13 protein-coding genes are annotated in these 14,989 nt (G+C 71.1%); 3 read left to right on the forward strand and 10 right to left on the reverse strand.

The genetic code is table 11. The annotated features are described in order from the left end of the window. Nucleotides 1–202: 202 nt before the first annotated feature. The 10 genes from CcI49_RS04510 to CcI49_RS04555 form a co-directional block, all read right to left on the reverse strand. Nucleotides 203–1,114, reverse strand: coding sequence for an ABC transporter permease (locus tag CcI49_RS04510; protein ID WP_054567495.1), 912 nt, complete (start codon nucleotides 1,112–1,114; stop codon nucleotides 203–205). Continuing rightward, nucleotides 1,111–2,370 carry an ABC transporter permease gene (locus CcI49_RS04515; RefSeq protein WP_076824516.1) on the reverse strand — a complete coding sequence of 420 codons (1,260 nt, stop codon included), beginning with the start codon at nucleotides 2,368–2,370 and terminating at the stop codon, nucleotides 1,111–1,113. Before CcI49_RS04515 ends, CcI49_RS04510 begins: the two co-directional genes overlap by 4 nt. Beyond that, nucleotides 2,367–4,313, reverse strand: a complete 1,947-nt coding sequence (locus CcI49_RS04520; RefSeq protein WP_083749306.1) for an ABC transporter ATP-binding protein — start codon at nucleotides 4,311–4,313, stop codon at nucleotides 2,367–2,369. Before CcI49_RS04520 ends, CcI49_RS04515 begins: the two co-directional genes overlap by 4 nt. 60 nt (nucleotides 4,314–4,373) lie before the next feature. Further along, nucleotides 4,374–5,483 carry a BMP family ABC transporter substrate-binding protein gene (locus CcI49_RS04525; protein WP_076824519.1) on the reverse strand — a complete coding sequence of 370 codons (1,110 nt, stop codon included), beginning with the start codon at nucleotides 5,481–5,483 and terminating at the stop codon, nucleotides 4,374–4,376. Between the two features lie 491 nt (nucleotides 5,484–5,974). Further along, nucleotides 5,975–7,057, reverse strand: a complete 1,083-nt coding sequence (locus tag CcI49_RS04530; RefSeq protein WP_076824521.1) for a TauD/TfdA family dioxygenase — start codon at nucleotides 7,055–7,057, stop codon at nucleotides 5,975–5,977. Nucleotides 7,058–7,142: 85 nt separating this feature from the next. Beyond that, nucleotides 7,143–8,528 (reverse strand): amidohydrolase family protein, encoded by a 1,386-nt coding sequence (locus CcI49_RS04535; protein WP_063793127.1) that lies wholly within the window; start codon nucleotides 8,526–8,528, stop codon nucleotides 7,143–7,145. A 209-nt stretch (nucleotides 8,529–8,737) separates the two neighbouring features. Beyond that, complete coding sequence (locus CcI49_RS04540; protein ID WP_054567500.1) at nucleotides 8,738–9,685, reverse strand: LysR family transcriptional regulator; 948 nt, start codon at nucleotides 9,683–9,685, stop codon at nucleotides 8,738–8,740. Nucleotides 9,686–9,695: 10 nt separating this feature from the next. After that, complete coding sequence (locus tag CcI49_RS04545; RefSeq protein WP_076824523.1) at nucleotides 9,696–10,301, reverse strand: VOC family protein; 606 nt, start codon at nucleotides 10,299–10,301, stop codon at nucleotides 9,696–9,698. Beyond that, complete coding sequence (locus CcI49_RS04550) at nucleotides 10,298–11,260, reverse strand: acyl-CoA thioesterase domain-containing protein (RefSeq protein WP_076824525.1); 963 nt, start codon at nucleotides 11,258–11,260, stop codon at nucleotides 10,298–10,300. Before CcI49_RS04550 ends, CcI49_RS04545 begins: the two co-directional genes overlap by 4 nt. 58 nt (nucleotides 11,261–11,318) lie before the next feature. After that, nucleotides 11,319–11,693, reverse strand: coding sequence for a helix-turn-helix domain-containing protein (locus CcI49_RS04555; RefSeq protein ID WP_076824526.1), 375 nt, complete (start codon nucleotides 11,691–11,693; stop codon nucleotides 11,319–11,321). A 145-nt stretch (nucleotides 11,694–11,838) separates the two neighbouring features. Between CcI49_RS04555 and CcI49_RS04560 the strand changes: the two genes are divergently transcribed. The 3 genes from CcI49_RS04560 (at nucleotide 11,839) to CcI49_RS04570 (ending at nucleotide 14,561) form a co-directional block, all read left to right on the forward strand. Continuing rightward, on the forward strand, nucleotides 11,839–12,708 hold the full coding sequence (locus tag CcI49_RS04560; protein WP_076824529.1) for an NAD(P)-binding domain-containing protein: 870 nt from the start codon (nucleotides 11,839–11,841) through the stop codon (nucleotides 12,706–12,708). Beyond that, nucleotides 12,705–13,616: an NAD(P)-binding domain-containing protein gene (locus CcI49_RS04565; protein WP_076824531.1), complete on the forward strand. Its 912-nt coding sequence runs from the start codon at nucleotides 12,705–12,707 to the stop codon at nucleotides 13,614–13,616. Before CcI49_RS04560 ends, CcI49_RS04565 begins: the two co-directional genes overlap by 4 nt. A gap of 213 nt (nucleotides 13,617–13,829) precedes the next feature. Continuing rightward, entirely contained in the window at nucleotides 13,830–14,561 is a 732-nt protein-coding gene (locus tag CcI49_RS04570) for a TetR/AcrR family transcriptional regulator (protein WP_076824533.1), read from the forward strand. The last annotated feature ends 428 nt before the right edge of the window (nucleotides 14,562–14,989 follow it).

Here is a 14,989-nt window from a genome sequence, read left to right on the forward strand (position 1 = left end):
GTCATTCGGTGACGCGCCACCCAGAATGTCCGATTCCGCCCTTTTAATCCTCGGTGTGATCCTCCAATTTTGGCGACTGCCCTATGTGGCCGGCCTCCAGTCGAGCCAATCAAGGGCCCCGAAAAACATTCACCCAACTAATCCACAACCCGGACGGGTCTCGATAATTCGTCCGCTGGCGACACCCAACCCGCGCCACGCTTTATACAATTCCCCGGACGAAAGGTGTGCCGAGCGCCACGGGCTGGCGGGTGCGCCGCAGGACGAGCACCATCGCCAGCAGCGCCAGCAGGTACGGGGCGACGATCAGCAGCTGGCTGTTGAGCTGGACGCCGACCGCCGGCAACGCCAGCCGCAGCGCGTCCGCGAGGCCGAACAGCGCCACCCCGACGATCGTGCCGCGCAGCCGCCACGCACCGAAGATCACCGCCGCGATCACCAGGTAGCCCCGCCCCGCCGTCATGTTGTCGTTGAACGAGCCGACCGCGCCGACCGCGAGGTGCGCCCCGCCCAGGCCCGCGAACAGCCCGCACCACAGCAGCGCCTGCCGCCGGCGCAGGTTCACCGCGATGCCGGTGACGTCCGCGCCCTGCGGGTTCTCACCGACCGCGCGAAGTTCCAGGCCCCACCTGGTCCGCTCGACGAGCCACCAGGTCAGCGGGACGAGCCCGAGCAGCAGGTACACCGGCCAGCGCTGGACGAACAGCGGCTCGCCGACCAGCGGGATGTCACGCAGCACCGGGATGCTGACCTGGGCGACCTGGTGCCCGGTGAGCTCGAGGCTCTCGTTGAAGAAGCTGGTCGCGCCGAGGGCCAGCACGTTGAGGGTGAGCCCCACGATGAACGTGTTCACGACCAGCCGGTGCGACATGTTGCCGTGGATCAGCCCGAGCAGCAGGCCGGCAAGCGCGCCCACCACCAGCCCGAGCGTCGCAGAGCCGGTCGCCGACGAGGCGGCGACCGCGGTGAACGCACCCGTGATCATCATCGCCTCGATGGAGATGTTCATGGTGCCGGCCCGCTCCGCGAGGTACTCACCGCAGGCGGCGAACCCCAGCGGTGCCGCGAGCCGGATCGCGCTGGACAGGATCGTGGCGCCGTCGTCCAGGATCATCGGGCCCTCGCCATCGTCGGTTCGGAGTTCGCGGCCACGGCCGGACGACCCGCGGTGCCCGCCGCGGCCCGTCCGCGGCGGCGGTCGGCGGCGGCGCGCAGCAGCGCCAGCACGGCCGGGGGCAGCACGAAGGCGAGCACGAGCAGCGCCTGGGTGACGTCGATCAGATAGGCCGGCACGCCGGTCGAGGCGAGCACCCCGCCGCCGGACCGCAGCGCACCGAACACCAGCGCGGTGGCGACCGAGGCGACCGGGCTGTTGCGGGCGACCAGTGCGACCAGCAGACCGTCCCAGCCGTAGTTGTCCGACATCGCCGGCTGGAGCCGGTAGACCTCGCCCGCGAGCACCGCGCCGCCGGCCAGGCCGGAGAACCCTCCGGAGATCGCCAGCGCGAGCCCGCCGAAGGTGGCCGCACGTACCCCGGCGTGCCGCGCGGCGAGCGGGTTGAGCCCCAGCATCCGCACCTTGAAACCCCAGCGGCTGCGGGCCAGCGCGACGCCGGTGACCACCGCGAGCACCACCGCGATGATCGCGCCCGCGCCGATACTGAGATCGGGATACTGCCCGATCGACGGCAGCCGGAAGGACGGGGCGAGCGCGTCGGACTGCGCCGCCACGATCGCGCCCGGCCGGCGGGTCTCCTGCAGCAGCGACGGGCTGCTCACGACATAGCTCACCAGCTGCTGCGCCACGAAGATCATGAGCATCGTGCTGACGACGACATCCACCCCGCGGCGGTAGTGCATCACCGCGGGCACCGCGGCCCAGGCCGCGCCGCCCAGCGCCGAGCCGAGCAGGGTCAGCGTCAGCACCAGCGCCGGCGGCCCCTGGGTGCGCAGCCCGACGAACGCACCGACCATCGCGCCGACGAGGAGCTGGCCCTCCTGGCCGATGTTGAACACGCCCGCGCGGCTGCTGATGCACGCACCCACCGCCACCAGCAGCAACGGGGTCATCTCGACCAGTGTCTGGCTGATCGCACCGGGGCTCCCGACGCTTCCGTCCAGCATCGAGGAGAACACCTCGGACGGTGAGCCGCCCGCCGTGGTGACCAGCAGCGCGGTCACGCCGAGCGCCACGGCCACCGAAGCCACCGTGCACACGGCGACGAGCAGCGGCGAGACGCCCGTGCTGGACGGTCTGAGCAGGGCCCGCGCGGCCCGGTCCACCGAGCCGCGCAGCCCGTGGTCGCCGGTGCCGACGCCGGTGCCGGTGCCGGGCGCGGACGGCGGCCGGGCCGGAGCGTGGACGCTCATCGCGCCGGCCCGGTGAGCGCGGCACCGCCGACGAGCAGGCCCAGGCTTTCGGCGTCGGCGTCCTCGGGGGCGAGCTCGCCGGCCATCCGGCCGGCGGAGATCACCGCGATCCGGTCCGACAAGGCCATCACCTCCTCCAGTTCGGTCGACACGAGCAGGACCGCGACCCCGCGGGCCGCCGCTGCCCGCAGCTCGACGTACATCGACTCGATGGCACCGACGTCCAGTCCACGGGTGGGCTGGGCCGCGACCAGCACCGACGGTCGTCCGGCCAGCTCGCGGGCGAGCACGACCCGCTGCTGGTTGCCGCCGGACAGCGTCCGCAGCGGCGCGTCCAGCGAGGGGCAGGAGATGGCGAACCGTTCGGCGAGCTCGGCGGCGTGCCGCAGCTGCCGGCGCCGGCTGACCAGCATCCGGCCGCTGACCGGCGCGAGATCGGTGAGCACCAGGTTGTCGGCGACGCTCATGTCCAGCACGCAGCCGGCGCGGTGGCGGTCCTCGGAGATCACCCCGACCCCCGCCGCGTGCAGGGCACCGGGGCGACGCAGGTCGACGGGCCGACCGCCGACCCGCACCTCGCCGGCCGCCGGGATGATCAGGCCGGACATCAGATCGCCGAGGGTGTACTGCCCGTTGCCCTCCACCCCGTAGAGGCCGACGATCTCGCCCGGACGCAGGCTGAGCGTGAAGGCGTCCAGCAGGGCGCTCCCGGCAGGTGAACGCACCAGCAGGCCGTCCAGCTCAAGCGCGGCCGCCTCGTCGGCGGACGGCCGGCTGGTCCGCGTCCCGGCGGGGGCCGGCGGGACGTCGCGCGCCGTGGCGGTGGCCGTGGCCGTGGCCGTCGCGGTCGCCGGCGTCAGGCCGATGGCGGCGGCCTCCTCGCCGAGCACCACCTCCCGGCCGACCATCTCTCGGGCCAGCGTGGCCGTGTCGGTACCGGACGTCTCCCGTCGCGCGACCACCCGGCCCCGGCGCAGCACCGTGACCCGGTCGGTGGCGGTGAGGATCTCGGTCAGCTTGTGGCTGATCAGGACGACCGCCTTCGCCGCCCCCGCCCCCGCATCCGCGCCAGCTCCCGCTCCCGCTCCCGCTCCCGGACAGGCAGCCGCATCCGGCGGGCCGTCGCCGGTGACCGCACGGCGCAGCACCGCGAACAGGTCCCGCGACTCGGCCAACGACAGAACCGAGGTGGGCTCGTCGAGAATGATCACATCAGGGTCCCGGCGCAGGCATTTGATGATCTCGACGCGCTGGCGCTGCCCGGCGGACAGCGTGTCGACCCGGGCGAGCGGATCCACGGCGATGCCGTACCGCTCGCCGATCCGCACCGTCTGGGCGCAGGCCTCCTCCCGCCGCAGTCGACCGCCTCCGGCCCACCGGCGCCCGGCCCGCGGGAGCCCGGCCCGCAGCCGCCCGGCCCACCGCCCGTCGCCCGGCAGCAGATCACCGCCGTGCCGTCCGCGACCGGCGCCCTGGCGGGCGGGCAGCCCGGCGAGACCGGCCGTCGCGTCCCCGAGGATGACGTTCTCCCAGACGGTCAGGGCGCCGACCAGGCTGAAGTGCTGGTGAACCATGCCGACACCGATGCCGGCCGCGGCCCGCGGGTCCGTGACGTCGATCGGTTCGCCGTCCCGCAGGATCATGCCGGCGTCCGGCCGGATCAGCCCGCTGAGCACCTTCATCAGGGTCGACTTACCGGCCCCGTTCTCGCCGAGCAGCCCGTGGATCTCGCCGCGGCGCACGGCCAGGTCGATGCCGTCGCAGGCGACGACCGGGCCGTACCGCTTGGTGATGCCCCGCAGCTCGATGGCCGGGGCAGGCGCCGAGACGTGGTCCGGGGCGTGGTGGGCCTGACGCGGGACGTGGTGGGCGTGGTCCGGGCCGGGAGCGGGCGCCGGGATGCGAACGGTCGCGGTCGCGGTGGGCCGGGAGGTATCGGTCATGCGCGGTCAGCTCCTCGGATGTCCTCGGTTCGGCGAAGGGTCTGCGGCCGCCGAGGGGGCTCAGCCGCCGAGCTTCGCGACCTCGTCGGCCGGGACGATGGCACCGGAACCGATGTCCGAGATGAACTTGTTGACCGCGGCGGTCTGCTCGTCCGTGCCGGCGCAGACCTTCACGGTCGGCACCGCGTCGACGCCCATCTTCCAGTGCCTGGTGACGCCCATCGTCAGCGTGCCGGCGGAGAAGTCCTTCAGCGCGGCCGCGAAGTAGTCACCGGGGCTGAAGATCGCCGAGATGGCGAACTTCGCGGTCGGGTCGGAGCAGCGGTCCGTGCCGGGGGTCAGCGTCGGCACACCCGCATCGCTCGCGATCTTCGCCGCGGCGTCGGTCGCGCCGCCCAGGTACGGGTAGAACATCTTGACGCCCTGGTTGATCTGCGCCTGCGCGGCTTCCTGCCCCTTGGCCGCGTCGTCGAACGAGCCGGTGTAGGTGGCGAGGACCTCCGCGTCCGGGATCACCTCGCGGATGCCGGCCTTGAACGCCTTGTAGGCGAGGACGGAGAAGTCCGCCTCCGGCCCGGTGACATAGCCGGCCTTGGTGTCCCCGTTCTCCTTCATCAGCAGGCCGGCGGCGTATCCGGCGGCGAGCAGGCTCTCGTTGACGTCGTCCTGCGAGGTCGAGATGTAGGGGGTGAGCTCGACCCCCTGACCGGCGGCGACGTACCAGGCCGTCTTCGCGCAGACGGCCTCCTGGGCGACGGGCAGCGCGTCCTTGAGCTCGCTGGCACCGACGGCGACCAGGTCGACACCCTGCCGGCAGACGTTGCGGGCGGCCGACACCGCGTCGGCTGGATTGATCTTGTCCTGGGTGATGATCTGCCAGCCCTGGTCGGCCGCGAACGTCTTCGCCGAGGCCACGAAGCTCTCGTAGTAGCCGTTGTCGCTGGTGTCACCGGGGCTGAGGATGCCGATGACGACCTTGCCGTCACCGTTCACGTCCGGCTCGCCGGCCGGGACGGTGCCCGCGGCCGGGGCGGCCGACGCGCCGCCCTCGGCCGAGGTCGCGCTCGTGGAGTTGTCACCGCAGGCGGCCACGAGAGCCAGCGACAGCGCTGCCGCCGAGACGGCGGTCAGGCGTGGGAGAGCGCGGTGGAGCGAGAACCTAGCAGTCAACGTCGTACCTTCCGCGAAAGGGAGTACAGGCGAAGTTCAGGTGGCTCGCGGCCTACGACGCTGTAGAGCCGCCTCCGTGGTGGGGAGCCGCACGGAGGTGGGTACTGCCGAGCGGAGAGGGAGCCGGCCGTGACGCCTCGGCCTGTCCGCGCCACGCTTCGGCACGTCGGCACGACACTCCGGGGCGTCGGCACGACACTCCGGGACGTCCGCGTGACGCTTCGGCGCGGATCACGGCGCGATGGTGGTCCCGACCTCGCGCCGGTGCCCGGCCGGCCGGCACCGATGCCGCCCGAAGCGACCCGGATACGTCCTGACCAGGCAAAACCCTCTGTGATGCACGTTAGTCGAGCGGTCCGGGGGCTTCGCTGTGCCTTGGGCACCAACCCGCCGCGCGGCTCCCGGGCGGGGATTCGTTCGTTACAGTCAGCTGTTCCGGGCGCCACACGCCCRACATCTCGGACAGTGGTCGCGCCGGGCGCGGGCGGGCGTCAGTCCCCCCAGTCGGTGCGCACCGCCGCCGCCTCGCGGATGTGGAAGTGTCCCTGGGTGTCCCTGGCGGGGTCCTCGGCCCGGGTGCTGGACCGGTCCACCACCACGTGCTTGCCGAAGTTCTCCACCAGCGGGCGGCCGACATCCCGGCGCAGCCACAGGCGCAGCAGGTGGCGGGTGTGGGCGAAGTCGGCGCCGTTGACGAACTCGGTGCGCGAATGCAGCGCCGCGTAGTTGAGAAGCCACTGGATGTCGCCGGGCTGGAAGTCCATGTCGAGCGCGACACCGTCGGAGTAGGTGATCTCCTCGATCAGCGCGAGCGCCTCCCGCTGCGGCCCGGTGAGCGGCGGCACGCCCGGGTAGCGATGTGCCGACTCGATCATGTCGGCGCCCGCGTACATGCTGAAGCAGCCCTGGGTCCAGCTGACGATCGGCGAGGTGTAGGTGTCCGCCGGTGCGTCCGGGTCCTGCCGCCGCCAGTCGTAGTGCCAGGGCTCCAACAGCAGCGGAGCCAGGTCGGGGCGGCGCGCGAGCAGCTCGTTGAAGACCGTCGCGCCGCTGACCAGGCTGCTCAGGCCACCGGACGCCGGCGGGCGCAGGCACATCAGCGCCACGGCGTCGGAGCTGTCGGAGTGGTAGGGCAGCTTGTCCCGGGTCCGCGACGGCAGGCCGCCCTCCTCGTAGGCCTTGTCCGACACGCCCACGATGTGGTCGATGAGGTCACCGAGCTCGTTCTGGCGGATCGGTTCACCCAGGTGCAGGCCGATCAGGTAGAAGATCGCCGCGGCCAGGGTGTCGTCGTACTCCTCCATCCGCAGCCCGCGGATGAGGACGAAGCCCCGGCCGGAGTCCATGTCGGCGCCGAACCGGCGGATGGCGTCGGAGGCGGCCGTGAGCGGGTACTGCGCGGCGTTGACGGTCCGCAGGTCCGGGTCGTCGGCGATGAACCGCCGCCCGACCTCCTCCAGCTCGGCCACCTGGTCCGGGCCGAGCCGGAAGATCCAGTCGTCGGTGCGGGACAGTTCGTCGCCGCGCCAGACGAACGGCCCGGTGACCGGCTCCAGCGTGGTGGTGATGGTCATAGGTGTGCTGTTCCTTTCCCTGTCCTCTTCGCTATGCCCAGGAGCCTCGCTGTACCCGGGAGCTTCGCCGTGCCCAGGAGCTTCGCTATGCCCAGGAGCGGGGTACCCGCAGGTTGGCCCGGTCGAGCAGGGCCGCCGCACGGTCGCGGGCCGCCGCCCACAGCGCGTCGGAGTCCACTGTCGTGACCCGACCGCCCCGCACCACCTGGCGGCCGGCGACGAGCACATCACGCACCGTGTGGGTCGGCGCGTTCCACACCAGCTGGCGGGCCAGGTCGCCGACCGGCACCCACGCCGGGTCGTCGGTGCGGAAGACGACGATGTCCGCCTGCAGGCCCTCGACGAGCGCTCCGGTCACCTCGCCGAGGCCGATCGCGGCCGCACCGTCGACGGTGGCCAGCGCGAACGCCTCCCCCGCCCGCAGCGGGGCGACACCGTCCGCGGGGGCGTCCCGCGACAGCCCGGCCAGCAGCCGCGCCGCGTCCAGGACGTCGACCCGGTCACCGGCGTTGTGCGAGTCGCACCCCAGCGCCAGCCGGCCACCGGCCCGCCAGAACGGGACATGCCGTCCTGCCCTGGTCAGTCCCTGCCCGAGCCGCAGGTACGCCCACGGGCAGCAGGCGACAGCAGTGCCGGTCGCGGCGAGGATCTCGATCTCCGCTTCGGACAGCCACACTCCGTGGCCGAGCAGCAGCCGGGGGCCGAGCACGCCGAGCGCGGCCAGATGCTCCACCGGCCCACGCCCGCTGCGCCGCCGGTAGGCGTGGACGTCGTCGACGCTCGGCGCCAGGTGCAGGGTGAAGCCGGTGTCCAGGTCCTGCGCGAGCCCGGCGGCGCCGACGAGCAGCTCGTCGCTGGCGAGGTCGTGGCCCACGAGCGTGACCCACCCGCTGACCAGCCCGCCGGGCGGGAACGCCCGGACGACCTCGGCCTGCCTGGCGAGCACCTCCTCGACCGGACCGGAGTAGGGCAGCCCCGGCGCGTCCCAGCCCCAGGTGCCCAGCGTCGCCCGGATCCCGGCCCGGCGCAGCGCCGCACCGACCCGCTCCGGGTGGGCCACAGTGCCCGGCTCGACGATCGTGGTCACCCCGGCCCGCAACGCCTCGACCGCGGTGAGCAGCGCCGAGATCTCGTCGTCCGCGGGCAGGTGCGCGGCGTGCAGGGGCATCGCCCACTCGAAGATCGACGCCTGCGAGTCGATGTCGTCGGGGATGACGCTGCGTACCAGCGGATCCCCGGTGGTGTGCTGGTGGGCGTTGATCAGACCTGGTGTGACCACACAGCCGGTCGCATCCAGCTCGGTGCTGCCGGGGAACGCGGCCCTGATCTCGCCGGCCGGGCCGACGCCCACGATCCGCCCGTCACGCACCGCGACCCCGCCGCCGTCGAGGACGCGTCGCCCGGTGTCCATCGTGACCACCTGGCCGCCGATGACCAGCAGGTCCGCGGGGCCGGCCATGCCGGTTGGCATGGCCTGATCCTTCGACGTCGGCCCGGTCGATGTCATGGTCCGGATGCTAGGAACAGGCCGGCGGCCTCCGTATGTGCTCCTGACACAAGAACCGTCCACACGGCTTCGGGCGAACCGCGCCGGACGCTGATCCCGCACACCCGCCGTTCACCGGCCGCGGCGGCTGCTGATTCGCCCGTCAGGATCCGTTGGCCGGTGGGTTTCGCCCGTCAGGATCCGTCGGCCGGTGGGTGTGGAAGCAGCCGCGCGGCCCACGCTCCGGTTCCGATCAGCCTGGCGGCCTCACTCTTGATGATCTCGATGACTCTGGTGGCGAAGCCGGTCGGCAGCTCGAGGTGGGTGGTCACGGCGATACCGAACCGGGTGGCGAGTGACGGGTCGTGCAGCGGAGCCGCCCGCAGGACACCGGCGTCGATCTCGGGCCCGCAGGCCGAAAGCGGGAGAACACCCCAGCCGTAGCCCGCGCCGATGAGGTCCTTCATCACCTGCAGCGAATCGGTGACGAACCGTGCGGTGATCCTCAGCTTGAGCCGCAGCGCCGTGTTCTCGACGCTGGTGCGCACGCCGGTCGCGCTCGCCGGCAGCACCAGCGGGTGTGCTGTCAGCTCGGCGAAGCTGACAGCACGGTCCGGCCGCAGGTCGGCGGAGCCGGCCCCGACCACGAGAAGGTCCTCCTCCAGCAGATCCTCGTAGAAAAGCCGCCCATCCGAGAGGGGACCGATCATCGCAATGTCAACCACGCCTTTGAGGATGCCCTCGACGAGCTCCTCGGTGCCGGCGACGGTTATCTGGAAATGCACCTTGGGAAACGCGGCCCCCAGGCTTTCCAGAAGCGGCACGGCCAGCACTCCGGCGGCGGTCGTCGGCAGCCCGATATGCAGGCCCCGCTCGATGCGCGCGAGCGGGGATCCGACATAGAGCATCGCGAGCTCGAGCTGGCGCAGCGGCGTGGCCGTGGTGGCACGCAGCCGCTCACCCTCCTCGGTCAGCTGCACACCGCGAGCGGTCCGCAGGAAGAGCGTTACGCCCAGATCCTCCTCCAGCAGCCGAATGTGCCGGCTGAGCGCCGGCTGGGCGATCCCGAGAACGCTGGCGGCGCGGCTGATGGAGCCTTCGTCCGCGACGCGCAGGAAGTAGCCGAGCCGATGGGTGTCCACGTCTAGGAGGTCACGCCTGCGGCACCTGGTAGCCACCGTGGGTGATCAGGCGGACCGGATCGGTGCCGTCCCATTCCGCGCAGGTCCGCGAGATCCGGTCCAGCTGCACGAGAAACTTCGGAGTCTGTTCCACCACCTCGGTGTAGAAGCCGAAGTCCGCGSTGGTGTCGAAATAGGCCACCCGGAAGGAGCCGCTGGCGCTTTCGCAGGCGAGTTCGTAACCCAGCCGCTCGTAGTGCGCCTTCCTGCCCTCGTAGTCCGGCGTCACCGTGCAGAGCTGATGCAGCGCCGACACCCGGCCGCGCCGCCATTCCCGGTAGATTCCGGGGCGGTCGCAGAGCTGCTTCACGAGCTCGATCTGCACCGGCCCGGCCTGCGCCACCGCGACCTGGATCGTCACGGTGGCGGGCTCGCCGCGGTAGGTGGCGTGCTGGTCGACGACCGGCATGACGTGGAACGGCCCGACCCCGAAGACCTGGGCCCACCTCGCCGCGGCCTCCAGCAGATCGTCGACCAGGAAGCCGAGCTGGAAGAACCGGAACTCGCCGGCCGGCCCACCACCGGGATCACTGACCGGCCAGTCCTGTTCGAACAGTGAATGTTCCGGCCGGCTCATGACGCGCTGCCTTCCTGAGTCACCACCGGGCGCACGAGCACATCCTGCACGACGGTCGCCACGAGCTGCCCGTTCTCGTCGCGGATCGTGCCTCGCGCCAGGCCCCGGCCGCCGCTGACCGCGAGCGCGTCCTGGGTGTGCACATGCCACCGGTCGAAACGACTGGGCCGGTGCAGCCACAGGGCATGGTCCAGGCTGAACCCGCCCAGCCTGCCTACTGCGGCGAGGTCGGGGTAGGACCGGAACACGATGTCCATGAGGAAGTAGTCGCTGGCATAGGCCAGCAGCGCGGCGTGCAGCGCCGGGCTGTCGCCGACAGCGCGCGGCAGCCGCATCCAGTGCGACCGGGAACCGTGCGCCGGTGCCCCGCCGAGGAAAGTCGGCGGCTCCCCCATACGGATCTCGACCGCCGGCGGCCGCTCGATCCAGGAGCGGCTGGCCGCACCCGGACCCGAGGGAACCTTCTGCGCCCACTCCTGGATGGACGGCAGGTCCTCGGGACGTCCCGGCTCGACGATCGGGCCACCAGGCACACCGGACTCAGACCCGACAGCGACCGCGGGCGGCCTGGTCACGTCAGCCGTCGCGGTGCCCGCCCGGAAGCTCGCGAAGGCTTCGAGGAGGGGGCGACCGCCCTGCAGCAGGGTGACCCGCCGCGTTGCCGACGAGCGTCCGTCGCGTACCCGCTCGACCTCGATGTCGATCGGATGCTCCGGGACGCCGGCCTCCACGAACGCCGCGTGCAGGGACTGCACGGTCATCCCCGGCGCGGTTGCGCTCGCCGCGGCCAGCGCCTGCGCGAGCAGCTGCCCACCGAAGATCCGACCGGGAAACTGGCCGGGCGCCGACCCGGCACGGAACCTGTCCTCGCCGACCGGGTCCAGCTCCAGAGCCCGGAGAAGTCCGTCGAGTGAGCCGAGAACTGCCGGTGCATGGAGACTGCCAGCGGGCGGGGACATGCCCCAACTATGCAACACACGAGTACTTCGGATCAGAGGTCGGGCCCGGGTACCGGGGTTACCCCGTCACCACGGGCCCGGCAGTGGGCACATCGGCGGCGGCAAGGCGCTCGCATCGTCGCCTGCCCCACTCGCCCAGCGCGCGGAGTGCCTCGTTGAGGGATGTCCCGTGCTCGGTGAGGGAGTACTCGACCCGGGGCGGGACCTCTCGATACACCTCGCGGTGAACCAGGCCGTCCTCCTCCATCTCGCGCAGATGCTGGATGAGCATCTTCTCGCTGACGCCGGGAAGACCGCGCCGCAGCTCCCCGAACCGCCGGGTTCCGTGATTGTTCAGCTCCCAGAGGATCAACGACTTCCACTTCCCTGACACCACGTCCATACCAGCGTCTATGCCGCAGACGTAGGGACCGCGCCGCGCGCTCGTCGCCATCAGGCCCTCATCCCCTCTTCAGCTGCTCACTTACCTTCTGGTGAGTATTGAACAAAATCGTAGGTACTTGCCGGAGAGGAAGGCGCGGATGGAAGGTCGGGAGGCACGCCCTTCCAGACCACCACCACAGAGCAGAGGCCAGTTCATGACGACCCGCACGACCTTCCTGGGCCTGGGAGCGATGGGCAGCGCACTCGCCGCCACCGCTCTCGACGCCGGCCGACCATCCGTGGCATGGAACCGCACGCCAGGCCGTGCACGGGCTCTCGGTGAGCGTGGCGCAACCATAGCCAAGACCGCGGAGGAGGCGATCACCGGCGACGGAACGGTCGTCGTGTGCCTGTTTGACCATCGGTCGGTGCACGCCGTGGTCGATCCGCTCGCCGCCAGCCTGGCTGGACGCACCCTGATCAATCTGACGACGACGACGCCGACCCAGGCTCGCGGGCTCGCGGCATGGGCGGCGGAGTACGGCATCACCTACCTTGACGGCGCCATCATGGCTGTTCCCAAGATGATCGGCCGGCCGGGTGCGGCGATTTACTACAGCGGCCCCGAGGCCGCATTCGAGGGGAACCGGGAGCTGTTCGACCTGTGGGGCCAGAGCAACTATTTCGGAACCGACCCCGGCATGGCCTCGCTGCGCGACATGGCGATGCTCGTCGGGATGTACACGATGTTCGCGGGCTTCCTGCACGGAGCGGCGATGGTCGGCGCCGACGGCGTGCCGGCAGCCGAGTTCGCTCGACAGCAGGCGCCTTTCCTCGCCGCCATGACGGGCCAGCTGGCCGGCCTCGCTGAGACAGTAGACACCAGGGACTACGCCGGGGCAGGCCAACAGAGCCTCGAGTTCACCGAAACCGCGCTCGCCTCGCTGGTGACGGCCAGCCTCGACCAGGGCGTCAACGTCGAAGTGCTGCGGCCTGTACTCGACATCGTGCGCCGGCAGACCGTCTCCGGGTATGGCAGGCAGGGCACCGCTCGAATATTCGAAGAACTCAGGGAGTCCCGATGAGCGGCGCGAACGGCCTGTCCCCCGTCACGGTCGTCGGCCTCGGCCCGATGGGTCAGGCGATGGCCACGGCCCTGCTACGGTCCGGCCATCCGGTGACGGTGTGGAACCGCACCGCGGGGCGCGGCGCCGACCTGATAGCCAGGGGTGCCACGCTGGCACCCACGCCGGCGGCGGCGGTCACAGCCAGTGAGCTGACCATCCTCAGCCTCACCGACTACCAGGCGATGTACGAGATCCTCGGCCCGGTCACCGGGAGTTCGCGGCGCTCCGGCGCTCTTGCCGGCAAAGTGCTGGTCAATCTCAGTTCGGACACGCCCGCCGCCTCCCGGGAAGCGGCGGAATGGGCGGCCGGCCACGGGGCCGGCTTTGTCACGGGTGGCGTCATGGTGCCCGCTCCCGCCGTGGGCGGTCCGGGGGCATACGTGTTCTACAGCGGTTCCGGCACGGTGTTCGCCGCGCACGAACCGACGCTCAGGCTGATCGGCGAACCCAGATACCTCGGGGAGGACCCAGGTCTGGCCCAGCTCTTCTACCAGGCAAACCTCGATGTGTTCCTCACCGCCCTGTCAAGCCTGCTCCATGCCACCGCGCTCATCACCGCCGCCGGCGTTCCAGCCGCCGACTTCCTGCCTGGCGCGCTGAACCTTCTGACCGACATCCCGGCGATGATCGGGGATGGGCGGGACCTCGCCCGGCTCCTCGAAGACGGCGAACACCCCGGCGACCTCAGCACCGCGCAGATGATGGGAGCCACGGCGGACCACATCGTCCGGACGAGCGAAAAGGCCGGCGTCGACACCCGGCTACCCAAAGCCGTCAAGGCACATTACGACCTGGCCATCGCCGCAGGCCGCGGCACCGAGAACTGGACCGTTCTCTACGAGATTCTCAAGGCAGCCGCGGCCTGAGCGCGGTCATGCCGCGCCACGGCCGCCGTCGGCGTTGCGGCACCACGGCGGCACCAGCCGCGGCCTGCTGCTCACCTGGCGCGACCGGTGGCACCGGCAGCGTGACGAGCACGGGAGGGTCTCCGGTCGCGCCACAACGGCGTGCACTGTTCGCCATACGTTGGTAAGTGTGGTGTCCAGTCAGCCGACAGACACGAACGGAAGGTGTGGACTGTGCCTAGGCAGAGGCCGCCGGGCGGGCCGGCCGGTGACGGAGGCGGGGCTTCGGTCACCGATACGGAGGGCACCGGCCCGGTCCGCGGGCGGTCCGCCGATGACGGTTCGGCCGCTGTCACCGCCGGCGGCCGGCCGAAGGGTGGTCTTCGGGCCGCCCAGCGGGCGTTCACCCATGCGAGGTTCATCGACTCGGCTGTCATCGAGTTCACCGAGCGTGGGTACGCACGTACCACGGTCGACGACATCCTTGCCAGAGCCGGCACGACACGAGCCACCTTCTATCTTCATTTCCGGAGCAAAGCGGATATTCTCCGTGAGCTGTACGACCGGGTGATGGCCGTGTTCGACGGCATCTACGCCGACCTCGACGGTCTCGGATGTGATCCGACGCTGGACGGCATCCGGGCCTGGCTCCGGCTGGATGTCGAACGTTGGGCACAGGTCCGGCACTACGCCGTCCCGCTGGCCGAAGGCGCGGTCATTGAGCCTGAGATAAGGGCGCTCGTCGAGCAGGGCTTCGAGTATCACATCCAGTCTCTCGCCCAAGCGCTGTTCGCAGGCCGCGAGGACGTCAAACCGGAGGACGCCGAGCTCGCCGCCATCATCCTGCTGAATCCACTGATGAACTTCTACGACCGCTACATGCACGGACGACTGACGGACACCGAGCGGATGATCACGCTGGTTGCGGCCGCCTGGATGGCGATCATCAAGGTGCCGGGTCGGTGACGGCCTAGCCAGATCAACACCACGACGCCGTGCCCGTCGACTGGGCGGACTCCGCACGACGTCCGAAGTCCGAATCCCCGACCGGGCCGGGCCGTCTCGACGGCCGGGTCGGTCCAGGCTGGCCTGGACCGGCCCGGAGCAATCCCGGTCGATCCGCGCGCAGCTGCCGTTCGACGCGTCACCAATGGGCCCGTTCGGACGTCACGATGACCCCGCCCCACCCAGCCGGCGGGGCTTCGGACGGACCAGGACCAGCGGCGACGCCGTTCGATTCGACGAGACGCCCACTCTTCCTGATCGCCGGACGGGTCCGAGGGCTGGGAGTGACTGAGGGCTGCCTCCTGCATCGAGCCACCGAGCTCGCAGGGCCAGGCCAGGGGTTCGACCGAGGGAACTAGGCAGACACAGAAGCCATTGACTAGACACTG

Origin of the sequence: Frankia sp. CcI49 (assembly GCF_001983215.1) — a bacterium.
Classification (GTDB): domain Bacteria; phylum Actinomycetota; class Actinomycetes; order Frankiales; family Frankiaceae; genus Parafrankia; species Parafrankia irregularis.